Below are 23,200 nucleotides of genomic sequence, written 5' to 3'. Positions count from 1 at the left end.
ACGCATTAAATAACAAATGGTACCCCATTTGTGACTTGAGTAACTGGCGGCATGTCCTTCATTTCGTTCTTCCAAGCATCCCCATGCACTAGTATTAATACCTTTGCATTTATACTTCGGGCGATCTCGCTGAGTGTTGCAGGAGTGGCATGCCCGCTTGTGTGTATGTGAGTTGATGTGATTTTATTTATTTCAAACCAGTTTTTTACTTCTTGGCCGTGAGGTTTATTGAGATACCCAGGCCACATGGACCAGCTCCATATATCATTGGAGTCTGGCGTGACGCCAGCAGCAATATAGTCTTTGATTAGGGATGATCTGGTCATCACAACCCATTTTTCCGGCGTAGCCGCTAATTTTTTTGCAGATATCCCTTTTTTGGCCATTCGTTCTGTTACTTGTTCACGTCCTTTGTGTCTGTAGAAACTGGAAAGGGTTTTCGTGACGACCACTTTCAGGCTGGGCCACCCAGGTTGCGGGATTCTCCCGTACTCACTTAGCAATTCAAGTACTTCGGCTGTGTAGATATCAACGACAAGAGTTCGGCCAGCTTTCAAACAAGCTCGATAGAGCGTGACTGTGCGATCTACATTTTGACCTGACCACGCGATGAATGCACGGCCTGAGGTCCGCTTGAAGAGTTGGACGAATTCTTCTTCAAGTTCGGCTTCACTTTTGCATACTTTTTCGCGTCCGAGATTTGTCCCTTCCATGACTAAGGCATTAATGTCTGAAGGTGGCTTGCGAATCAACCGTTCGACAAGAGCAGCTTTTCGCCCGTGCATCCGGAAATCCCCGGAGTAGAGAATCCGTTTCCCATCAACCTCTACTAGGAGCATGTAGGCATCAAAGGCTGAATGGTCCGTCAGAAATGGTGTAACTTTGAAAGGGCCAACGTCAAACGGCTTGCTCGTCTGCCAAGTCGAGAAAGTTCGCTCAATCGGTCCATGAATTATCTCGAAGCCGAGTTTGATGAGTTTTGCGGTCGCTCTTCCACAATAAATGGGCCAGTCGTCAGGTAGTGACTGGAGAAGGCCGTAGTGGTCTTGGTGAGCATGCGTGAGGAGAACTCCGCTCACTTGAGTGGAGAGGTCAAGTGTACCAGGAAGGCTCACCTCACAATCAAGGAGCCCTTCAAGTGGTTTGCCTACATCCAGGATGAGTCGTTCACCCCTGGATGTCGCGATCTCTATGCAGTTTCCACCAATTTCGGAGGCTGCGCGATGCACAGTCAAATAGACTTTGCACAAGTAATAACTCCAAAGTAAGCAAATTCAATCAGTAATGTCATCATCTGTGCTGTAACAAATGTAAAAAGTCACCATATGGCAACATGTTTTTTGAATGCATTGCATATCCGCAAAAAGTATTAACGAAAAATTTCAAATTGTAATCCTCGGAGAATAGTTTGACCTCTGGCGAGTTCAAGACGCGCAGCAAGTTGTCACTTCTTGGGTTGTGGTTGGCAAGTATTATAATTATTTCTGGTTCCGCTGAGGTTACTTCAAATTGTTCCCAATTCGCGCATTTGTTAAACCTCAATAGCCTTAACTGTTCCTGTTGGTTGATTTGGCTGCTGACAAGTGCCGTTAAATGCTCTCGATTTGTATCTGTGGACATAAATGCTTTTATGTCATGCAAATGCTTACTAATTCCTGCGACATTGTTCAGAGCAGCATCTCCGTATTTTAATTCAATCAATGCCAAAGAGCACTTGCCAGTCTTGCGATCATCGACAAGCCAGCGCACTGCAAGCATGTCAAATCGGAGGCCTCGCTCTGCGTACTCTATGTCAGTAATAAAGTATTCGCTTTCGTTGGAGATGCTTGAATAATTGTTTTCGCGGACAATTAATTGCTGAAACTCTCGCTCTGGCTTTGGATGCCTTGAAAAGTATTTATCAATTATGTCTTTAAAGAGTGGGATTGTTTTAACGCACTCTATGGTCTCGGATTTGGAGTTGATTTTGTGCGAGCACGCTGGGATAGAGCTTTTGTCCATCGCAAGTGAACTGTAATCTTTTATGTAGCTTTTGTTGAAAAATAAACTGTATCCGTCTTTGTTTTCTGTGATTTTAAATAGACTTCCGCCTCTGTAGTATATGTTGGCGTATCCGTCACGTATTGCCAGTTGAAGGGTGTGGTCATTGTGAACTTGGTCCAGTAATGGATTCAGAATGCCGATGGGGTCGAGCAGATTCTGCATGAATTCATCGGAGAGCCCGCGCTTTTTGAGCTTATAAGATGCTTCTGATTTGTGCACTTTGTGCCCCTTTGCGAGTTTAGTGCTGCTATTAATGACGTACGTCATTATTGATATGATAAACTAAGATTTTGTCAGGACCAGATTTATGACAGCTTCAATCATTGTATTCAAAATGCTGATGGTGTCTGTGTGCCCATTAGAGATTTCTCTGCTGATTGATTTGCCTATGTGCGGATAGTATGTGTACTTGCTTATGTCACTTCCCAGCTCATCGTATAATTCTCGGAGTTCATCCATTAGCCACAAAACTGGCTTGATGTCTTCCACAACAACAAATGTGTCTGATTCCCAACGATTCCTGTCTGGGTCAGTAGTGATAATCAAGCCTGCTCCACCCCATTCAGTCTGCTGAACAAGACTTGATTTGTTAGCAAGGAGATTTACGTCAGAGACAATCTTGCGAAGGGTGTCCAGTCTTTCACAGAATTGGAGTTGTTCCGATTTTGTCATCATAGACACCCCCTTTCTCGAATTGAGATTTTTCCTCAGCATGGAGCAATTATTAGGAACGCCCCGTATGTAGAAGTCGGCCGCACAGGGCTTATATGAGTAATAGCACCTGTCACAGTACCATGTCACTCCTGCGCCAGAACCCACGGCTCCCGCTGGGCCTCCTGGCGCTTGAGCCCCTCACTGAGCAGCTCGGCGGCCCTTCCCGCGTCGGCCTCGGCCAGCAGCCAGTCCGCCCCGGCCAGGAACGCCCCCCAGGAATCCAGGCTGGGCTTGGCTCCCACCACGAAGAGCGTGGTGTCGCGCCGTTTGAGCCCAGGGCGGGCGTGCAGCTCCTCCAGGGCCTCCTGCTTGGTTTCGTGCGCCACCACCACGTCCACGGCGTTCACGCGCAGGGATGCGGCCGCCCCGGCCGCCTCGGGCTCGTCCAGCAGGTAGTGGCCCTGGGCGGTGAAGTAGGCCCTGGCCGCGTCGCGCCAGGGGCCCGCGTCCAGGCACAGGAGCGCCACCTTCATCCCGTAGGGGATCATCTCGGGTTCGCGGATGGGTGTCTGCTCGCTCATAAGTCGTCCTCCCCGGCGGGCTTGTTGTAGTCCAGGTCGAGCTTGAGCTCGCCCAGGTCGGAGACCTTCTCGCCCCGGCGCAGCCGCACCTGGTCGATGGCCAGGATCAGCTTGGCGCGGTCCGTGGCGTTGGCCAGGGCCGTGTCGCGCTCCACCAGGTCCTTCTCGTAGAGGCCCAGCAGGTACTGGTCGAAGGTGAACATGCCGAAGGTGGAGCCGGACTCCACCGTGCCGTAGTAGGACTTCTCGCCGGTCTCGCCGGTCATGATGATTTCGCGGATCTGCAGGTTGTTGCGCAAAATCTCGAAGGCCGCCACGCGTCCGCCGCCGGTCTTGGGCATGAGCCTCTGCGAGACCACGAACTTGAGGCTGGCCGCCAGACGCTGGCGGATGAGGCGCTCCTCGCTGATGTCGAACATGCCGATGATGCGGTTGATGGTCTGCCCAGTGTCCGATGTGTGCAGGGTGCCCAGCACCAGGTGGCCGGTCTCCGCGGCCTGCATGGCGGTCTCCACGGTCTCGCGGTCGCGCATTTCGCCCACCAGGATCACCTTGGGGGCCTGGCGCAGGGCCGCGCGCAGGCCGGAGGCGAAGGAGTCGAAGTCCTGCCCGAGCTCGCGCTGGTTCACGGTGCCGCGCTTGTGCGGGTGAACGAACTCCACCGGGTCTTCCAGGGTGATGATGTGCACGGCGGACTTGTCGTTGATCTCGTCGATGAGCGCGGCCAGCGAGGTGGATTTGCCCGTGCCCGTGGCGCCCGTGACCAGGATGAGCCCGAACTTCTCCTTGGCCATGTCCCCGAAGAGGGCCGGCAGGCCGAGCCCGGCCATGGTGGGCGCCTTGGAGGAGAGCTGCCTGAGCACCAGCGCCAGGGAGCCGCGCTGCCAGAAGATGTTCACCCTGAAGCGGATGCGCGAGGGGTGCTCATAGGAGAGGTCGCAGGAGCCCTTTACCACCAGGTCCTTGTAGAGCCTGACGGAGCGGCCCATGAGCACCTGGGACATGGCTTCGGTCTGGCGGGCGTTCAAGGGGCCGAGGGGCAGGTCCAGGTCCTTGAGGCCGCCGTGCTGCTCGGCCTGGGGGCGCTTGCCCACGGTGAAGAGCAGGTCGGAGAGTGAGGGGGCCTGCGCCAGGGCCAGCCCCACGAGATGGTCGAAGTGCGATCTGAGCATGCGTGTGCCTCCGTGCGCGGGCGCTTGGTCATTCGTCCAGGCCGCTGGGCGGCTGGGGCAGGAATTCCTTGAAGCGGGCCTTCTGGATGGCCTTGTTGTAGGCGTCCTCGATGGAAATCTTCCTGGCCTGGTAGAGCTCCATGATGGCGTCGTCCAGGGTCTGCATGCCCTGGTTCTTGCCCGTCTCGATGACGGAGTTGATCTGGAAGGTACGCTTCTCGCGGATGAGGTTGCGCACCGCGGGCAGGGCCACCAGTATCTCCAGGGCCGCCGAGCGGCCGGGCTTGTCCACGCGCTTGAAGAGCGTCTGGGCCACCACGCCGCGCAGCGACTCGGAGAGGGCGGAGCGGATCTGCTCCTGCTGGTCGCCTGGGAAGACCTCGATGATGCGGTCCACGGTCTTGGAGGCGCTGATGGTGTGCAGGGTGGAGAACACCAGGTGGCCGGTCTCGGCGGCCTCCAGGGCCAGGCGGATGGTCTCCAGGTCGCGCATTTCGCCCACCAGGATCACGTCGGGGTCCTCGCGCAGGGCCCCCCGAAGGGCGGAGGTGAAACTTTTCGTGTCCCTTCCGACCTCCCGCTGGTTGACGAGGCAGTTCTTGGGCTGGTGCAGGAACTCGATGGGGTCCTCGATGGTGAGGATGTGCTCCTGGCGCTGGGTGTTGATGTAGTCGATCATGGCCGCCAGCGTGGTGGACTTGCCCGAGCCCGTGGGGCCGGTGACCAGCACCAGGCCTTTGGGCAGCTTGCACAGCTCCGTGAGGATGGGGGGCATGCCCAGCTCCTCCAGGCTCAGCACCTTCTCCGGGATGGTGCGGAAGGCGGCGGCGATGCCCCGGCTCTGGTTGTAGAAGTTCACGCGGTAGCGCGAGATGCCCGGCACGGCGTAGGCGAAGTCCACGTCGCCGGTCTCCTCGAACTCCTTGATCTTGGGTTCGGGAGTGATCTCGAAGAGCAGCTTCTTGAGCTCCTCGTGCTCCAGCACCTTGAACTTCACCCGCTGGAGCGAGCCGTGCAGCCGGATCACCGGCTGGGACCCGCTGGAGAGGTGCAGGTCCGACGCGCCTAGCTCGTGCATCATGGAAAAGAAGGCGTCTATCTGGGCCATGGGGACTCCGCGTTGGGTTCTGGGCTCAGGGCCCGTTGGGGAGCCGGGCGGCGCGAGGCCTGGCGGGGATTCGCGCCGCAGCCGCTTCTCCTGTCTACCGGCGGCGGCCCGCCGCGTCCACTGGGAGTTGTCCCGGAAGGGCCGGGACGGCGCGCGAAGATGTGGGCCCAATACCGATTCTGTAGTCGCGGGGCATGGAGGTTGCGATGCGCAAGGAGCTATTCCGCTGTGCCCACGTGCAATCCATGCTGCGGGGGGCACGCGGAATCAATTTCAATGCAACTGGGTACGGTAAGGAATTCGGGAATCCGTGACGGGATTATCGGAGAGCATCAGGCGGAGCAGCCGGAAAATTATGCGGCCCGGTGCCGAAACGAGAACGCCGCATGGCCGGGGCATGTTCCGGGCCACATGGCGACGGCCCCGCATCCAGGACTCATGGGGCTGGAATATGACCTCGCCACACTGAAATCTGCATTGAAAACGCATCTGGACACTTGACTTTTCTCTATGAGTCGCCACAGATGGGGCAACACAACAGGCGAGATAAATTGGAGCGTTCGGCAGTGGATTCTACGTCTCAAGCATCTTCCACCGAAAAGCTCCTGGACCTGATCCGGGGCACGGGAAAGAAGGGCGGCCAAGAGGGCACGCCCCCGCCACAGCCGTTGCCCGCCAAATCCCGCTGGGGCTTCGCCTGGCCCAAGAAGGGCGGGCTGGCTCCCGCCTCGGGCTCGAAGAACATGCGCGTCGGCGTGGAGATGACCGGGGACGAGTTCCGGCTGGTCAAGCTCTCGCTGGCCTCGGGCCGCCCCCGCTCCCTGGAATTCAAGACGGTTTCCATCCCCGAACAGGGGCCGGACGCGCCGGAGCTCTCGCTGGTGCTGCGCCTGGCCCTCAAGGATTTCCTGGGAAAGGCCGACGCCGACATCTGGGCCATGGTGCCGGGCGAAAGCGCGGACCTGCAGTTCCTGCAGGTGCCCAAGGCGGCCAAGAAGCAGATCTCCAACACCATCTACTGGACCGCCAAGAAAGAGGCCTCCTTCGACGACGCTGACGTGGTCTTCGACTACGAAGTGCAGGGCGAAGTCATGGAGAAGGGCGCGCCCAAGCTCTCCGTGCTGGCCTACACCGTGAAGCGCGAGGAGTTCGAGAAGCTCAGGAACCTTTTCCTGCAGGCGGGCTACCCCCTGGCCGGCATCACCCTGCCTTCCATCGCCATGCGCGACCTGCTGCGCGGGGGCTGGGTGCCCGGCCGCGACCAGACCAGAGCTTGCCTGCACCTGGGGAGCGAATTCTCCCGGCTGGAGATTTTCAGCGGCGGCGCGCTGCAGTTCGTGCGGGTGCTCAAGGGCGGCCTGGCTGCCATGGCCCAGGCCCTCTCCGAATCCTCCAAGGAGTACACGCCGCCCGCCCCCCCCGAGAGCGCGCCCGGGGCTTTCGGCGGCGGGGATGAACCGGAGCTGACCTTCGTGCAGGCCGGGGGCGAGCCCTCCTTCTCCGTGCAGGCCTCCAGCATGCTCGAACCCATGGGCACGGGCCTCCTGGCCGAACCGGCCAAGCCCAAGGGCCTCACCGTGGCCGAGGCGCGCCTGCTGCTTGAGAACATGGCCGCCGGACCAGAGGCCCTGCCGCAGGACCACCCCGGGCGGGACATCCCCAGCCAGGACGTGCTGGAGATGCTCAAGCCCGCCTGGGAGCGCCTGCTGCGCCAGGTGCAGATGACCTTCTCCCACCATGCGGTGACGCTGGGCAACGAGCAGGTCGGCGGCCTGCTGCTCTCCGGCCCCTTGGGCGCTGGCCCCGGCCTGCTGGAGCATATTTCAGAAAAGCTTGGCGTGCCCTGCGAGCATCTGGACCCCCTGTCCCCGGACAACCTGGGCAGGCTCCAGATCATGGCTCCCGGCCTCACCCTGGACGAACGCCTGCCCTACAGCCTGATCCTGGGCCTCACGGGTGCGGTGCGCGGGGCCTGCAACCTCCTCTACACCTACAAGCAGAAGGAGGAGGAGGACCGGGTCGCCGGGCTCAACCGCATGGTGGCCCTGGCCTGGCTCGGCGTGGCCGTCTGCGTGCTTGGCTTCTTCGTCTGGCAGCAGACCGAGGCCTACCTCAAGGGTCAGGAACTCAGGGGCCTGGAGCGCCGCCTGGGCGAATACCAGCCCCTGGTGGACATGCCCCTGCTGCTGGGGACCGGCGCCAAAGTGCGCGCCTCGGTGGAGAACATGCGCGCCTTTGCCGGGCGCAACCTCGGCTCCGCCCTGCTCAAGGACGTGACCGGGCTGACCCCCGAGAACGTCCGGCTCTATTCCATTTCGCTCGACCTCGGCACGGCCGAGGAGCAGCCCAAACCCGTCCAGCCCGGGCAGCCCGCACCGCCCAGGCCCGGCGGAGTCAGAAACCTGCGCGAGGACCTCAACACCCTGACCCTGGAAGGATACGTCAAGGGTGACAGCCAGATTCTCGAATCCCTGCTTTCGGCGTATCTTGTGCAGTTGCGCACCTCCCCGCTCTTGGGCGAGCCCTCGGTGAGCAAGCGCAGCCTGGAGGTGACCTCCACCGGCGAGGATATGCTCCGTTTCACCCTGACCTGCCAGGTGAGGCGCTAGATGGCATCCGGAACCAGCTTCGGCAACCTGCCGCCCAGGACGGCCCTGTATCTGCTCATCGGCACGGGCGTGCTGGTGCTCTTCGTGCTTCTTGGCATCGTGCCCATGCACAAGAAGCTCCAGGACCTCGACCTCCAGATGCAGCAGACCAGCTTCCGCATCGAGGAACAGGGCGCGCTACATCCCATCTATATGAAGATGCTGGATATCGCCAAAGCTGGCGGCGCGACCGCCCCCAAACTGCCCGCCAAGCAGGGCCTGGGGCAGAAGGAAGTTTCCGAACTGACGGACACCCTGGCCCAGGTCATCGTCAAGACCGGGCTGGAGGTGCAGACCGTGACCCCGGACCCGTCGTCCCTGGGCAAGGGCTCCAAGTTCCTGGCCGTGAACGTCCACGTCCGGGGCACCATGGACAAGATCCGGGACTTCCTGGGGGAGCTGGCCATGATGCCCAGCTATGAGAACCTCGAATCGTTGAAGCTGCAGCCCGGCAGCGGCGCAAGGGACTGCACCATCAGGATCTGGTTGGCGGCGGAGTAGGCATGAACATTTCGAAGCGCGAAAAAATCCTGCTCGCGGTCATGGGCACGGCGATCCTGATCGCCGCGGCCTACCTTTTGTGGCCGTCGTCCAAGCCTCCCCCGTCGGCGTTGACCCCGCAGCAACTGGCCGACTCCAAGAAGGCGGGCGAGACGCAGTTGCAGGCCCTTGAAAAGGTCCAGCTCTCCGAGCGCGAGATCCAGGCCGTCAAGAGCGCCCAGCAGCCCTGGCCCCGCGACCCGCTGGCCGTCCGCCCGCCCGACCCCGAGGCCCAGGTGGACCGCGACAAGTTTCAGTACACCGGATTCGTGCGCGTGGGGCAGTCGACGCTTGCAGTCATCAACGGACGCGAATACCAGACCGGCGAACAACTCGAAAGCGGCGGCTTCGAAGTGGTGGAGATCACCCCCGAGGCGGTGGTGCTTCAGGGCATCGTCCGCAAGAACAAGGTGCGCATCCCCTACCAGGACCCCAGCTTCTTCACGGGGCGGTAGGGCGGGCGCGGCCGCATGCGCCAAGGAGTGCGAATGAAAGATATACGCTCGGGTTCGGTCATCCTCCGTCTGGCGCTCATTTTCCTGCTGGTGGCCATGGCCTCCTGCGCCAAGAACAAGGAGAAGGACCCCCTCATCGAAAAGTGGCAGAAGCTGGCCGACGAAACCAAGGACAAGACCTACACCCCCGAAAAGCAGAAGGTCGACTTCTCCCAGTTGCAGGTCAAGCCCGAGGAGAAACTCTCCGCCGCCAAGCCCCAGCGCAACCTGCCCACCATGCGGGTCTCGCTCAACTTCTACAACACCGACCTCCAGGCCGTGCTGCGCTCCATGGCCCGCATCGCCAACCAGAACATCATCCTCTCGGCCGCACTCCAGGCTCCGGAAAGCCAGGGCAAGTACAAGGTCAACCTCAACGTCAGCGACACCCCGTGGGACCAGGCCTTCACCTCCATCCTCAACGCCAACGGCCTCTCCCACGACTGGGACGGCGAGATCCTGCGCGTGATGACACTGGAGGACATGAAGAACCAGAACGCCATGAAGAAGGCCATCGAGGACAAGCTGGCCCAGAACGAGAAGCTCAAGACCGTCGAGCCCATGGTGACCGCCAAGGTGCAGGTCAACTACGCGGACGTCACCGAGCTTGAGAAGACGCTCAAGGGCTACCTGGCCAAGTCCAGCGCCGGTGGCGGAGGGAGCGAAGCGGGCGCAGCCCCGGCCGGGCTCCCCGGCGGCGCGGGGGGCGGAACCTCAGGCGGTGGCGACGACATGCTCGGCAAGATCAAGGGCATGGTGGTGGCGGACAAGCACTCCAGCTCCATCATCATCCAGGCCTCGCGCGAGCACTGCGAAATGCTCGTGAAGCTGGTGGAGAAGCTGGACGAGCCCAGGCTGCAGGTGCACCTCAAGGCCTTCATCGTTGAGGCCACGCGGGATTCGCTCTTCGACCTGGGCTTCCAGTGGGGTGGGCTCTTCCGCGCCACGGGCATGGACGGCAACAAGGCCTATGTCCTTTCCGGCAACAACACCTCGGTCGACACCCAGGGCGTCAGGACAACGACGCCCATCTACGGGCTGGGTCCCCAGAGCATGGGTTACGCCTTCAACTATCCCGCGGCGATCACCTCGTCGGCCACGGGCCTGGGCGCTCAGGGCACTGCGCTGAACTTCGTGTGGGGCATGGCCAACGGCAACCTCCTGCAGATGCAGCTGACCGCCCTGGCCAAGGAGGGCAAGCTCAACATCGTCTCCGAGCCCTCCCTGACCACCCTGGACAACGCCATGGCCTTCACCGAGAACGGCGAGAGGGTGCCCTACGTCTCCGTCTCCCAGAACGGCACCAACGTGCAGTTCGTCGACGCGGTGCTGCGCCTGGAAATGACCCCCCACGTGATCGACGGCAAGAACCTGCGCATGAAGCTCATCATCAAGAACGACGAGGTGGTGACGGATCAGAGCCAGTGGGTCATGGGCAACCCGCCCATCCGCAAGAAGGAGACCAACACCACCCTCATCGTGGAGGACGGGGCCACCATCATTATCTCCGGCCTGGCCAAGAACACCCGCAGCAAGGGCGAACAGGGCCTGCCGGGCCTCAAGGACATCCCCGTGGCCGGCTACCTCTTCAAGGAGACGAGCAAGCAGGCCTCCAAGCAGGACATCCTGGTGTTCATCACGCCTACGATCCTCAAATCCCCCGAGGTCAAGGACGCCCAGCAGCAGGGAGCCTCTGGCGGGCTGTCTCCGCAGGCTCCGGCTGCCAAGCCCGTTCCTGGGCCCGCTCCCGGGGCCGCGCCGGACAGGCAGCCCATACCTCTGGGGCCGCCCTCGGCCACGCCGCAGACCGGGAGGATCGGCGGCTAGATGCGCTACTTCGAACTGTTGAACCTCCGGCGGGAGCCTTTCTCAAACTCGCCGGACCCCGACCTGTTCTACAACGCACCGCAGCACAAGGAGTGCCTCCAGGCCCTGGAGATCGCACTGCGGCTCAAGCGTGGCCTGTGCGTGGTCACCGGGCATGTGGGCACAGGCAAGACCACCCTGTGCCGCCAGCTCATCCGCATGCTGGGCAGCCGCCAGGGCGTGGTGACGCACCTGGTGCTGGACCCTTCCTATTCCGACGCGCGCGAGTTCCTGATCCATCTGGCCGGCTTTTTCGGTCTGGAGGAGGCCCGCGCGGTCCAGGCCAGCGATCTGCAACTGCGCGAGCACCTCAAGAGCGCCCTGTGGACCCTGGCCGTGGAGCAGGACAGGCTGGTGGCCCTCATCGTGGACGAGGGCCAGAAAATCTCGCTGGAATGCCTGGAGATACTGCGCGAGCTGCTCAACTTCGAAACCAACGAGCACAAGCTGCTGCAGATCGTGATCTTCGCGCAGCTCGAGTTCGAGCCCATCCTGGAATCCAAGGCCAACCTGGCCGACAGGGTGAACATGCGTTTCCGCCTGGGGCCGCTGGACTTCCGCTCCACGCGCGACCTGATCCAGGCCCGGCTGGCCATGTGCGCCAAGGACATCTCGCCCGAGGGATTGTTCACCTTCGGGGCCTTCGTGGCGGTCTACCTGGCCACGGACGGCTTCCCCCGCCAGATCCTGCAGTTGTGCCACCAGGCCTTGCTGGCCGTTATCATCAAGGAGAAACCCCGCGTCACCTGGGGGGTGGTGCGCAGTTGCATGCGTTGGCGCACCCTGGGGCTGCCAAGACGCAGGCGCTGGCCGCGCCTGCTGGGGGCGGGGGTCCTGCTGCTGGCGGCCGTGGCGGGCTGGGCGTATTTCGGGGGTGCGCCCCTGGAAGTGCGTCGCCTGGGGAGCATGCTGCCGGAGCTGTCGATGCCGAAGCTCTCCTTGCCGGAGCTCTCAATGCCGGACGTGGGCTCATGGTTCAGAAAGGGTGAGGGGGGCGCGCGGGTTGCCGGGGGCGACGAAGCGCCCTCCCAGGGCAAAACGCCCGCCGGACAGGCTCCAACAGCGGCCCCCGCCGCATCGCCCGCGGCCGGAGAGGCGGCCCAGGCTCAGACTCAGGCCCAGACCCAGGCAGGTCCGCAGCCCGCGGCCCCGGCGCAGGAGCGGCAGTCCGCGCCCGTGGTTGTGACAGCCATTGAACCCGGGGCAAGCGGGGGGCCAGCCCCCTCCGAGGCCTCGGACCCTGCGGCCCAACGCCCGTCGGGCCCCATGCAGTTCAACGGGGTGCGGGCCACCCTGCTCGAAGGTGTGGACAGGATCGAAATTGTCGGAGACAGGCCGGTGGAGCGCTTCGAGATCAGCTTCAAGGCCCGTCCCGCCCGCTTCGTGCTGGACATCCCCGGCCTCTGGGAGCGCCGGACGGACCGCGAGGTGCAGGTGGGGTCGGCGCGGGTTGACAAAGTGCGCAGCGCTGTCCATCCTGATAAGCTGAGGATCGCGATCTACCTCCAGGACGCCTCGGCCGGCGCATTCGCGCCCCAGGTTGAAAAGACCCCTACCGGACTCAGAATAGTCCTGAAATAACTACATGCCAACTTTCTCATATCAGGCGCAGAGCGAAACCGGACAGACCGTCCGGGGAACGCTGGACGCGGAAACCATCGACCACGCCCAGCGCAAATTGCTGGCGTTGGGCTACATCCCCGTCTCTCTTGCTCCGGGCAATGCCAATGCCGGTATTTCAGGCAAGATTGACGAATTCTTCATCAACATGTCCGGTGTCCCCACCAAGGACGTCATCCTCTTCACCAAACAGTTGCGAACCATGATCCAGGCGGGCCTCTCTCTCCTGGAGATTTTGCGCATCCTCGAAGAGCAGACCGAAAACAAGAAGCTCAAGCGCATCTGCGCCGAGATGAACGCGAGCATCAAGCAGGGCAAAACCCTGTTCGAGGCTTTCTCCGAGCACCCCAAGGTGTTTTCCGGGCTCTACCGCAACATGATCAAGGCGGGCGAGGAGTCCGGCACCCTGCCCGAGGTGCTGCACCGGCTGATCTACCTCATCGAGCATGAACGGAAGGTCAAGTCGGACATCAAGTCCGCACTGCAGTATCCCATCACGGTGGTTATCGTTCTCGGGCTGGCGTTCTATGTGCTTCTGACCTTTGTCATTCCGAAGTTTGTGGAGATTTTCGCCAAGGCTCACATCGAGATGCCGTGGCCGACAAAGGTCGCCATTGGCATGTATGAATTTTTCGCGGCGTACGGCTATTACCTGCTCTTTGGCGCCATCGTGGGCCTGTTCGCCTTCATGAAATTCCTCAAGACGGAACGCGGAAGGCTCATGTGGGACCGCTTCTGGCTGACGGTGCCCATTTTCGGCCCCCTGTTCACCAAGGCGGCCATGGCCCGCTTCGCGGCCATTTTCTCCATCCTGCAGGCCAGCGGCGTGTCTGTGCTGACCATCCTGGACATTCTGGGCGGCACCATCGGCAACTCGGCCATCGCCCTGGAGTTCTCCCAGATCAAGGCGCAACTCAAGGAAGGGCGCGGCCTGGCCCCGCCATTCCGGCATACCAAGCACTTCACCCCCATGGTCATCAACATGGTCTCCGTGGGCGAGGAGTCGGGCAACCTGGAGGAAATGCTCCAGGCCGTGGCCAACCACTACGACGACGAGGTTTCGTACGCTGTCGCGAGCCTTTCGGCTGCCATCAACCCCATATTGATTCTCGGGCTGGCCGGGGTGGTGGGCTTTTTCGCCCTGGCCATCTATCTGCCCATGTGGGACATGACCAAGATGGTGAAATAGATGTTCCAGCGCATCCGGGTGGACATATCCCTCGGGGTTTTGATCCCGTTCATCCTCGGCGGAGTGGCGGCCCTTTGCATCCTCGGCCTTTCCGCAGCCATGGGGACGAGCCTTATTCCCGAGCTGCCCACGCTGCAGTTCGGCTACCTCACGGCGGCCGTGACAGGGGTCGTGGTGTTCGTCCTGGCCATGCTGTTGGGGCGGCTGGTGCTGCGCCCGGTGAAGCGGTTCCTTGACCGGGCCAAGAACCTGCCCATGCTCAAGGATTCGGCCGAGAGAATGGAGAACGCCAGGGGAGCCGAGATCGAGGCCCTCGGCCAGATGTTCGAGCATGTCACCCAGGTTCTGGGCAGCCTGGACGCAAAGGCCATGTTCCCGGAAGTCATCGGCGAAAGCCACGCCGTGCGCGGGGTTCTGGCCCAGGTGGCCAAGGTCGCCCCGTCCGAGGCCACGGTGCTGCTCACGGGCGAATCCGGCACCGGCAAGGATCTTTTCGCCAACACCATCCACGCCCATTCCAAGCGCAAGGACAAACCGTTCGTGGCCGTGAACTGCGCGGCCATCCCTCCCGGGTTGATGGAAAGCGAGCTCTTCGGCCACGAGAAAGGGGCCTTCACCGGGGCCGTGGCGGCCAAAAAAGGCAAATTCGAGCAGGCCAGCGGGGGAACCCTCTTCCTGGACGAAATCGGTGACATGCCCATCGAGACCCAGGCCAAGATCCTGCGCGCGCTGGAGAACGGCGAGGCCGAACGCGTGGGCGGGAGCAAGCCCGTCCGCTTCAACGTGCGCCTGGTGGCCGCCACCAACAAGAACCTCCAGGAGATGATCGGCAAGAACGAGTTCCGTGAGGATCTCTATCACAGGCTCAACGTCTTTCCCCTGCACCTCCCTCCATTGCGGGTGCGCCCTGCGGACATCCCCTTGCTGGCCACGTATTTCCTCGATCGCTTCGGCCCCGGCCTGAGCATCTCCACCGAAGCCCTGCAGTTGCTCATGGCCTATGCCTGGCCCGGCAACGTGCGCGAGCTGCGCAACACCCTGGAGCGCGCCGTGGTGCTGGCCGGGGACCACGGGGAGGTGCTGGGCGAGCATCTCCCCACGCAGGTCCGCCTGACCAACGCCGCCGCCCCCCCCATGCCGGACCAGCCCGAAGCCAAAGCCAAGGACCTGGACGACCGGCTCGAGGAAATCGAGAAGGGCCTCATCGTCGCGGCCCTGATCCGCTGCCAGGGAGTCCAGGCCAGGGCCGCCGGGATGCTCGGCATCAAGGAACGCAGCCTCTGGCACAGGGTGAAGAAGTACGGACTGGACCCCTCCGCCTACAAACAGGGCTGATTTTTCAGCCTTCAAATCACCTTTGCTCCTTCCCCTGCGGACACTTCCGCGCTGTCGTACGGCCGAACCTCGCTTCTTTCCCGCCTTGCCTGTCTGCCGCCTGCTTCCCCACCGCGATTTTTTACTGAACTGCGTGAGTTCGTCCGCTGGGCTCTTTTACTCGCTACCAGCTGAAATCATGGGGTAATTGTTGTGAGCTCGTCAGCATGGCCCCCCCGATGCACGAAAGTGCGTTCGAAAGATCGAAAAGAGTTTCCACAAATCGGGTGGGGATGCCGGATGCCGCTCCGGCAAGCGGATGTCCCTTGAATTTTGGAAGCAGCGGGCAACCCCTTGCAAACACGAACGATCACAGGCGGGAAGCAAAGGGGGGCTTTGCCGCGACACCAAGGCGTGTTGGGTTGGCTCCAAGAAATGGAGAGGTGAGGGGAGGGGTATCGCGCAAGGCATTGCGCGATGAACATCAAATGCTATTTATTTCATGGTGTTGTGCGTGCGCTCCGGCGGTTGGCACGGCGAATGCTTTATGGCTGGCATCGCTGCGCGGCACCGGCGGCGACGCAAAGTTGAAAAGCGCCTGCCAAGGCGAGAAGGCCGGAAAGAGGGGACGCCTCGGTGAGGCGGAAAATTTCAAACAACTCTTTGGAGGACACCATGAACATCACCACCCGCACCATCAACAACGGCAAGGCTCAGAGCGGCTTCACCCTGATCGAAGTCATCGCGGTCCTGGTTATCGTCGGCATGCTGGCCGCCGTCGCCATCCCGAAGTACCTGGACATGCAGACCGCCGCCGCCGCCAACGCCATCCAGGGCGCCCTGGCCGCCGGAGCCTCCAACGTGACCATGGAATACTCGGCCGAGCAGCTGGATGGTTCCTATGTTGATGTCGCCACGCTCGCCGGCAACCTGACCAGCGGCGGCACCCGCAACACCGGCAAGGCCTATACCAACTACCTCACGGTTGGCGATTTCCAGGTTACTTACACCGCCAACGGCACCACCGGCGTCGACGTTGCAGTGGCCAAGGCCGGCTGCCCCGACCCCATCAAGGGCCAGTACGACAACGTCGTGGCCGAATCGCCCTCCAAGGTGAAGAAGACCGTCACCCTGCAGTAAGCAGCAGCTGAACAGACATCCGGCGATGAACCAAGCCGGGCGGGGCCAACAGGTTCCGCCCGGCTTGAGCGCGCAGATTGCATCTTGATCGAAGGTTGTGCAGAGTCGACATGCCCGGTCCGGCGCGTGGGCGGCAGGAAAGCCACTCACATGTCGCCAGGATGTCAGCTCTGGGATCGAGAGATATGATTGCGGGGCGGGCGTGCACCCCGGAGGCAGAAACCATGAAGCCCGGCACGAACGCGATGATCTCCTACGATGGTTACGGTTGGAGTTGCCTTGTGGCCCCAACGGGGAGGCTGCGCCGCGAGGGCGACCCCGCCGGGGGGGGCGGTGTTGCGACTCCCGTCGAAATGCCATTCCTCCTCCCCGCCCAGGGACGACGGTGCCAGCTGGGGCTCAGCTTGGTGGAGATCGTTGTCGGGCTGATCCTTGTGGCAGTGCTCGCGGCAGTTGGAGTCGTCCGCTACTCAAAACTCGATGCCGACGCCATTTCCGACGCAGAGACGCTCAAGTCCAACCTGCGCTACGCCCACACCAGGGCCCTAACGGACATCTACACCTGGCAGCTTCAGGTTGACGGCCAGAATTGCACGGTGCAGCGCAACGCACCCACTCCCACAAGCTACACCTTTACCTTTTCCACCATGGGGGTGGCGGCTGGGACCACCACCTTCGACAACAGGGGCAGACCCTCCGGCACCTTGTCCTACGCTGTGGCGGGATACCCCCAGACCCCTGTGACCATCACCACCGAGACGGGCTTCGTACCCTGAACGGAGAGCGCCATGAAACGCCGTAGCAACGGTTTCGCCTTGATCGAAATGATCATCACCCTCACTCTACTGGGGGTTCTCGCGGCCATGGTGGCTCCATATTTCCTTACCGGGATCACGACCGGAGCTGACCCTCTCAAAAATATGCCTACGCCTCTTGGGGTGCAGTCCATCATGGCAAGCATCATCGCGGACTACGGCAGCAACAGCACGGCGCAGTATCAGCATGACCTTTCTGCGCTCAACTCTCGTATCGTCAACGGCAACTATGGGCTAAGCAGCGCATACACCATAACGAAAAATCCAAACTATAAATTTGACCCTTCAGATACTGACGTTGCGCTGCTGGTTACAATCAAGAACAACGCCACCAATGAAAGTGCGACATACATATTTACAAAACAGTTATGATACATTCACGGGCTCATGAACGCGGATTTTCAGTGCTTGAGGTGGCCGCAGCAGTGGCCATCCTGGGCATTGTCGCGGCCAGTGCGCTAGGCATACTGGCCAATGTGACGCAGGGCTTCATGCAGGCGCGTGCGGAAACCGCCGCCGCCGAAAACGCCCAGGCCGCGTTGACCCGCATCATCCACGAGGTGGCCAACATAGACACCAAGCGAAGCTATTCGCTGGCAGGCAATGTCATTACATACTATTATAGAACAGATGCAACACAATCAACCATTCAGCGTACAGGCACGAACCTGCAACTAAATGGGAATACACTGTTAAGTAACGTGACAGCGTTTACAACGACACAACAAAACTACGGAACATCGCCGGCTGTGCCTGCTGCCGTGAGCATGCAGGTGCAGGTTGTAGGGCCGAAAGATACTGTTACGAAGACGTATTCGGCAAAGATCGAGCTGAACTCGCAGCGGTTCCAATGACAGGGGCCAGAACTATGAGCAGCAACACGTCCGGGAACATCACCTGTCAGTCGGGCTTTTCGTTGATTTGGGTGATCGCAGTCATCACAATCATGGCTTCGTTGACCACTGCGGTGCTGAACATGACCTCTACGGCCCGTAAGAACGAGTTGATGCTGACCTATGACAACCAAGCGCGCTTCCTGGCGGAATCCGGCATCAACTACGCGGCGAACTACGCCTCAAGCATTCTGAGCGGTGCCACCAACACCCCGTTGACCATACTCAACGGCCGAACGATCACAACGGGACTTGGCTCGGGCAAACAGATAAAGCTCTCTGTCGTAACGAGCCCGACAAACGCCTACGACTATATCATCACATCAACAGGCACGGTCAATCAGGGCGGGGCGTTTGAAGCCAACTACACTGTTACCAACTTGATCAACGCTCCGGACAGCGGCACAGGCATCTACATCGTCCAGTCCAAGCAGGGTGTCACCACCGCTTCCCCCACAGCCGTTTCGGTCAGCTCCAGTTCGCTCAACGACTACACTGCGGGCATCAGCTTCGACCCCACCCGCGCGGGGACCGGCAACTTGGTGGCCAGCGCCAACTTCAACAACGGCGTCGGTAGCCTTCTCAACGGCATCCGCGTCTATTTCACGTACAGCATCTCTTCCGGCTCCAACGCTGACGGTTTCATCTTCGCCATCAAGAACGGCACCTGGAACGGCCCGCGCGACGCGGGCGGGCCCCAGGCGGGCGTGTCCCACGGCTCGTTCCTGGGGTACGCCGGGCCGGGCTACCCATATTGGGGCCACGGGGTAGGCTTGCGCCCGCCCAAGATCGGTGTCGAGTTCGACATCTACACCAACTCCGGTCACTCCGGCTCGCCTGCGGTGAGCAGCGACGGCCGCAACGACCCAGATAACCACCATATCGGCAACGTGTTCTGGGGCAGCACCTGGAGCATCGGCACCAACGCCACGGTGGCCCCCACCAACTCCTATTCCACGTCGTCCTATTACGGTTGGGACGACAACGTGCACAACTTCGGCGGCGCCAACGACAAGACCGACTACCGCCCGTTCAACCCGGCCACATCCTCCACGGACCCGGGCGGTTCGGGCAAGCCCGGCCTGCTGTCCATCACCCGGACCAGCATGGTGGGCACGGCCAGCCCCGTGCCCGTGCGCGTCGAGGTCGTCAGGCCCAGCTCTGTGGTCTCCACCAACTCCACAAATGCGCACTATAACATGTACGCCTACGTCATCAAGGCGTGGCAGAACTGCACGGGCGCTGGGTGCACCGACATCTCCACCGATTACACAGGCGCTCAGCCTACCCTGCAGTACACCCTGTATCTGACTGCGGCCGAACACACCATGTTCCAGTTTTTCGTGTTCGGCTATCAGGTGTCGACTGGCGCAGAGACGGGCCAGTACACCTTCAGCATCCCCAAGATCGGCATGCGCTGAACCTTGTTGTTGTGCCCTGTGGCGGTTGCTGAACGGCTGATTACAGCGCTTGCTTTTCGACAAAAATCCAGCCAAGAGACATTTGGTTGGATTTTTGCATTTCGTGATGCAGAGGGACGAGGTCATGCCGCAAAATCAAAACATATGCAGGGGGAAAGGGGGCAGACCCGGGCTCGCGGCCATGATGGCTGCGGCAGTGGCCTTGCTTTCCGTGGGAATCCCGGCGCGCGCGCAGACCATCTACCACTACCAGGACCCCTCCGGCACGGTGCATCTCACCGACATCCAGACCACGTCGGAGTACAGGCCGTTCTTCTATTTCCGCATCCCCAAAGGGGCGGACCGGGCACAGATCGCGGCCATCATCATCAAGGAGGCCGGGCGCTACGGCCTGGACCCCTCGCTTGTGACGGCCATGGTGGAGGTGGAGTCGGGATTTCAGGTGCGGGCTGTGTCGCCCAAGGGGGCGCAGGGCCTGATGCAGATCATGCCGGGCACCGCGCAGGACCTGAAACTCAAGGACAGCTTCGACGCCGCAAAGAACATCGAGGCGGGCTCACGCTACATGCGCCAATTGCTGGACCGATTCGGGGGCAATGTGCGCTTGGCCCTGGCGGCCTACAACGCCGGGCCAGGCGCCGTGAGCCGTTGCGGCGGCGTGCCCAACATCTCGGAGACGAAATCCTACATAGAGAAGGTCAAGGCGCGGTACGGCAAGGCCATCTGACCGCAGCTTCACACCTTCAGCCTGAACATCTTCCATGCAGGGCGCACGGCCCAGCCGGCCGCCGACGTGTTCCCCGCCTCCGGGGAGGTCCGCCGGATGCAGGCCTGTTCTGCTCCGCTACATCTTGCCCGCCAGGGCGGCCATGAACCTATCGCCCCAGAGCAGGGCCGCCATGCACCCCAGGCACAGGAACGGGCCGAAGGGGATGCGCAGGGGGCCTTGCTCCTTCCAGGCCAGCTTGAACATCGGGGCCAGCACCAGCGCCGCCACGGCCCCGAAGAGCACCGCCGCGGGCAGGGTCATCCACCCGGTGAGCCCGCCGATCATGAGCATGAGTTTCACGTCGCCCAGGCCCAGACCCTCCACGCCGCGCAGGCGCATGTGCACGAAGCGCAGCAGCCAGAACACGCCGAAGCCGCCCGCCGCGCCGATGAGGCTCTGGTCCCAGGGGAGGCCCAGGCAGAAGATGCCCGTGCCCACGCCGAAGAGGGCGCCGGGGTAGGTGAGCACGTCCGGCAGGATGAACAGCACCAGGTCGATGAAGGATGCCACCAGGAACACCCCGCCCACGGCCATGAGCGCGAGCCAGGTCAGGCCGGGGCCGAACTTGAGGGCGATGGCCACGGCCCAGGCGCAGCTCAGTGCCTCCATGAGCGGGTACCGCCAGGAGATGGGCGCCTTGCACCGGGCGCAACGACCGCGAAGCAGAATCCAGGAGAGCAGGGGGATGTTCTCCCACCAGCGCAGTTTGCCCTTGCAGTGTGGGCAATGCGAACCCGGGAACACGATGGACTGTTCCGTGAGGTAGCGGTGCACGCACACCGTATAGAAGCTCCCGAGCACCAGCCCGAGAACCCCGGCCATCCAGGGGAACAGCGGCAACAGTTCTTTCGGAAACATGGGACCATCCCGTTTTTTGCGCAATCTACGCCAAAGCCCCCCTCCCAACAACAGAGGACTTGGCCCTTCCGGCCCAGATGACGGAGGCGGATGCCGTTCATCCCTTTGGGAATCTCTGGCGTTCGGGCGGCCCGCAAACATGAATCCGCCGGAACAATCCCGGGTTGAGATTCCCGTCGGTCGCGATTGCCCGACGCACGGCAGGTGTAGTAGTGTCGGAGCCATGAAACACGCCCCCATGATCCCCCAGTGGACGATAGCGGCCCCGGTCGTGGCCTGGGCTCTCTATGCCTGCGCCGGGCTCGGCCTGGGTGCGTGGTTCCAGTTCCTGCTGGCCGCCGGCCTGATGTGGGCGGTGCTGGCTGGCGTCCACCATGCGGAGGTGGTGGCGCACAAGGTGGGCGAGCCCTTCGGCACGCTGGTGCTGGCCATCGCGGTCACGGTGATCGAGGCCTCGCTCATCGTGTCGCTCATGTTCGCCGGGGGGCAGGCCACGGCCGCCTTGGCCCGGGACACGGTCTTCGCGGCGGTGATGATCATCCTCAACGGCATCGTCGGCCTGTGCCTGTTGGTTGGCGGCGTCCGGTTCAAGGAGCAATGCTTCGGGCTGCACGGGGTGAGCGCCTCGTTGACCACGCTGGCAGCCATATCGGTGCTGGTGCTGATTCTGCCCAACTATGCCGAGACGGTGCCCGGCCCATCCTACAGCAGCATACAGATGCTGTTTGTGGCGGGTGTTACGGTCGTGCTCTATGGGGCGTTCGTGCTGGTGCAGACCGTGCGCCACCGCGACTATTTCCTGCCGGAGGAGGGCACCGCCAACGAAGCCTGCCACGCCCTGCCGCCCACCCGGCGAGAGGCTGCCGCGAGCGGCGGGCTGCTGCTGACCTGCCTCGGAGTGGTGGTCCTGCTGGCGAAAGCCCTGGCCCCTACCATCGAGCAGGCCGTGGAGGCGGCGGGAGCGCCCAAGAGTCTGGTCGGCATCATCATCGCGGCGGTGGTGCTCCTGCCGGAAGGCCTCGCCGCCCTGCGCGCGGCCCGCGCCAACCGCCTGCAGACCAGCCTCAACCTGGCGCTGGGCTCCGCATTGGCCACCATCGGGCTGACCATCCCCACGGTGGCGCTGGTCTCCCTGCTGACTGGCATGACCTTGACCCTGGGCATCGACGCCAAGTCCACCGTGCTGTTCCTGCTCTCGCTCTTCGTGTCCGTGCTTTCGTTGGCCACCGGCCGGACCACCATGCTTCAAGGGGCGGTGCTGCTGGTCATTTTCGCCGTGTACCTGCTGCTTTCCATCATTCCCTAGGGGCCGAGGCCTGCGGGCAGGCGAAAACTCCTTGCCGGGGCGCTCCTGTTTTGCCAGGGTGCGCCCGCCGACGGGGCAACCCGGCCGGATACACTATGCGGAGGATCATCATATGGACGAGTTGAAAGTGAAGGACAGCAACGGCACCCTGCTCAAGGACGGCGACAGCGTCACGCTCATCAAGGACTTGAAGGTCAAGGGAACCTCGGTCACCCTCAAGCGCGGCACCCTCATCAAGAACATTCGCCTCACGGACGACGCGGGCGAGATCGAGTGCAACGCGGACAAGGTGAAGGGCCTGGTGCTCAAGACGGCCTTCCTGAAAAAAGCCTAACGGCTGGAGGTCTTGCGCCTCCAGCTCCGCCCAGAATCATAAAAAAGTTCCGCCGGTTGCGGAAAAACTGTTGACGCGGGGGCCTGGTCCGGCTAGACAGCCTCTCCCGCTGCGGGAGGGCCTGACGGCCGCCGGGGCAGGATGAGAAAATTGACAACAGGACGCGAAATGCGGTTGACACGGCAGGCTGGCTTCGGTAGGAAGTTCGGCCCGCTGCGGGAAGGGTGGAGACGCCCTGGCCGGAGCGGAACGTGTCGAAAAAACTTCGCAGAAAGTTGTTGACGCGGAGGCCGGAAGCCCATAGGTTGCCGCCTCGCCCGACGGAGCCGAGTGCTTCGGCGGGGATTGAAAAACGAAGATTGAGCGTCGACGAAATAAGTCGTTGACACCGCGGGCCGGGCGGCGTAGATACGCTTCCCCGCGCTTGAAAACGCG

The 23,200-nt window shown here is 61.7% G+C and carries 22 protein-coding genes; 15 read left to right on the top strand and 7 right to left on the bottom strand.

The genetic code is table 11. The features are described 5' to 3' along the window. Positions 1–5 precede the first annotated feature (5 nt). The 6 genes from MLE27_RS12525 to MLE27_RS12500 form a co-directional block, all read right to left on the bottom strand. Complete coding sequence (locus MLE27_RS12525; RefSeq protein WP_243312418.1) at positions 6–1,250, bottom strand: MBL fold metallo-hydrolase; 1,245 nt, start codon at positions 1,248–1,250, stop codon at positions 6–8. 40 nt (positions 1,251–1,290) lie between these two features. Then, on the bottom strand, positions 1,291–2,262 hold the full coding sequence (locus MLE27_RS12520) for a hypothetical protein (protein WP_243312417.1): 972 nt from the start codon (positions 2,260–2,262) through the stop codon (positions 1,291–1,293). 63 nt (positions 2,263–2,325) lie between these two features. Beyond that, complete coding sequence (locus MLE27_RS12515) at positions 2,326–2,718, bottom strand: hypothetical protein (protein ID WP_243312416.1); 393 nt, start codon at positions 2,716–2,718, stop codon at positions 2,326–2,328. Positions 2,719–2,840: 122 nt separating this feature from the next. Beyond that, positions 2,841–3,278, bottom strand: coding sequence for a hypothetical protein (locus MLE27_RS12510; RefSeq protein WP_243312415.1), 438 nt, complete (start codon positions 3,276–3,278; stop codon positions 2,841–2,843). After that, complete coding sequence (locus MLE27_RS12505; RefSeq protein WP_243312414.1) at positions 3,275–4,450, bottom strand: type IV pilus twitching motility protein PilT; 1,176 nt, start codon at positions 4,448–4,450, stop codon at positions 3,275–3,277. Before MLE27_RS12505 ends, MLE27_RS12510 begins: the two co-directional genes overlap by 4 nt. A 28-nt stretch (positions 4,451–4,478) precedes the next feature. Then, positions 4,479–5,558, bottom strand: a complete 1,080-nt coding sequence (locus MLE27_RS12500) for a type IV pilus twitching motility protein PilT (protein ID WP_243312413.1) — start codon at positions 5,556–5,558, stop codon at positions 4,479–4,481. A gap of 566 nt (positions 5,559–6,124) precedes the next feature. Between MLE27_RS12500 and MLE27_RS12495 the strand changes: the two genes are divergently transcribed. The 13 genes from MLE27_RS12495 (at position 6,125) to MLE27_RS12435 (ending at position 20,225) form a co-directional block, all read left to right on the top strand. Further along, complete coding sequence (locus MLE27_RS12495; RefSeq protein ID WP_243312412.1) at positions 6,125–8,167, top strand: type IV pilus biogenesis protein PilM; 2,043 nt, start codon at positions 6,125–6,127, stop codon at positions 8,165–8,167. Then, positions 8,168–8,707 (top strand): type 4a pilus biogenesis protein PilO, encoded by a 540-nt coding sequence (pilO, locus tag MLE27_RS12490; protein WP_243312411.1) that lies wholly within the window; start codon positions 8,168–8,170, stop codon positions 8,705–8,707. 2 nt (positions 8,708–8,709) lie between these two features. Further along, positions 8,710–9,201 (top strand): general secretion pathway protein GspB, encoded by a 492-nt coding sequence (locus tag MLE27_RS12485; protein ID WP_243312410.1) that lies wholly within the window; start codon positions 8,710–8,712, stop codon positions 9,199–9,201. A 33-nt stretch (positions 9,202–9,234) separates the two neighbouring features. Beyond that, complete coding sequence (gene pilQ, locus MLE27_RS12480) at positions 9,235–11,067, top strand: type IV pilus secretin PilQ (RefSeq protein WP_243312409.1); 1,833 nt, start codon at positions 9,235–9,237, stop codon at positions 11,065–11,067. Beyond that, positions 11,068–12,687 carry an AAA family ATPase gene (locus tag MLE27_RS12475; RefSeq protein ID WP_243312408.1) on the top strand — a complete coding sequence of 540 codons (1,620 nt, stop codon included), beginning with the start codon at positions 11,068–11,070 and terminating at the stop codon, positions 12,685–12,687. It abuts the gene before it with no gap. Positions 12,688–12,691: 4 nt separating this feature from the next. Continuing rightward, positions 12,692–13,915, top strand: coding sequence for a type II secretion system F family protein (locus MLE27_RS12470; protein WP_243312407.1), 1,224 nt, complete (start codon positions 12,692–12,694; stop codon positions 13,913–13,915). Continuing rightward, complete coding sequence (locus MLE27_RS12465) at positions 13,916–15,250, top strand: sigma-54 interaction domain-containing protein (RefSeq protein WP_243312406.1); 1,335 nt, start codon at positions 13,916–13,918, stop codon at positions 15,248–15,250. A gap of 654 nt (positions 15,251–15,904) precedes the next feature. Beyond that, the gene (locus tag MLE27_RS18000; protein WP_279355813.1) at positions 15,905–16,369 is read left to right on the top strand and encodes a type IV pilin protein; all 465 of its coding nucleotides are present in this window, start codon (positions 15,905–15,907) and stop codon (positions 16,367–16,369) included. 440 nt (positions 16,370–16,809) lie between these two features. Next, complete coding sequence (locus MLE27_RS12455; protein WP_243312405.1) at positions 16,810–17,145, top strand: hypothetical protein; 336 nt, start codon at positions 16,810–16,812, stop codon at positions 17,143–17,145. A gap of 12 nt (positions 17,146–17,157) precedes the next feature. After that, complete coding sequence (locus MLE27_RS12450; RefSeq protein ID WP_243312404.1) at positions 17,158–17,556, top strand: type II secretion system protein; 399 nt, start codon at positions 17,158–17,160, stop codon at positions 17,554–17,556. Next, entirely contained in the window at positions 17,553–18,038 is a 486-nt protein-coding gene (locus tag MLE27_RS12445) for a PulJ/GspJ family protein (RefSeq protein WP_279355812.1), read from the top strand. Before MLE27_RS12450 ends, MLE27_RS12445 begins: the two co-directional genes overlap by 4 nt. 419 nt (positions 18,039–18,457) lie before the next feature. Beyond that, the gene (locus MLE27_RS12440; protein WP_243312402.1) at positions 18,458–19,498 is read left to right on the top strand and encodes a hypothetical protein; all 1,041 of its coding nucleotides are present in this window, start codon (positions 18,458–18,460) and stop codon (positions 19,496–19,498) included. 196 nt (positions 19,499–19,694) lie between these two features. Beyond that, positions 19,695–20,225, top strand: coding sequence for a lytic transglycosylase domain-containing protein (locus MLE27_RS12435; protein WP_243312401.1), 531 nt, complete (start codon positions 19,695–19,697; stop codon positions 20,223–20,225). Between the two features lie 117 nt (positions 20,226–20,342). Here the strand turns inward: MLE27_RS12435 and MLE27_RS12430 are convergent, their stop codons facing one another. Next, positions 20,343–21,125: a prepilin peptidase gene (locus MLE27_RS12430; RefSeq protein ID WP_243312400.1), complete on the bottom strand. Its 783-nt coding sequence runs from the start codon at positions 21,123–21,125 to the stop codon at positions 20,343–20,345. A gap of 223 nt (positions 21,126–21,348) precedes the next feature. Between MLE27_RS12430 and MLE27_RS12425 the strand changes: the two genes are divergently transcribed. Next, a complete protein-coding gene (locus MLE27_RS12425; RefSeq protein WP_243312399.1) occupies positions 21,349–22,431 on the top strand; it encodes a calcium:cation antiporter in 1,083 nt (360 codons plus the stop codon). Between the two features lie 112 nt (positions 22,432–22,543). Beyond that, entirely contained in the window at positions 22,544–22,765 is a 222-nt protein-coding gene (locus MLE27_RS12420) for an alkylphosphonate utilization protein (protein ID WP_243312398.1), read from the top strand. The last annotated feature ends 435 nt before the right edge of the window (positions 22,766–23,200 follow it).

Origin of the sequence: Fundidesulfovibrio agrisoli, from assembly GCF_022808715.1 — a bacterium.
GTDB classification, from domain to species: Bacteria; Desulfobacterota; Desulfovibrionia; order Desulfovibrionales; family Desulfovibrionaceae; genus Fundidesulfovibrio; species Fundidesulfovibrio agrisoli.
The sequence above is the reverse complement of the archived record's forward strand: the minus strand, read 5'-3'. Positions and strand labels throughout refer to the sequence as shown.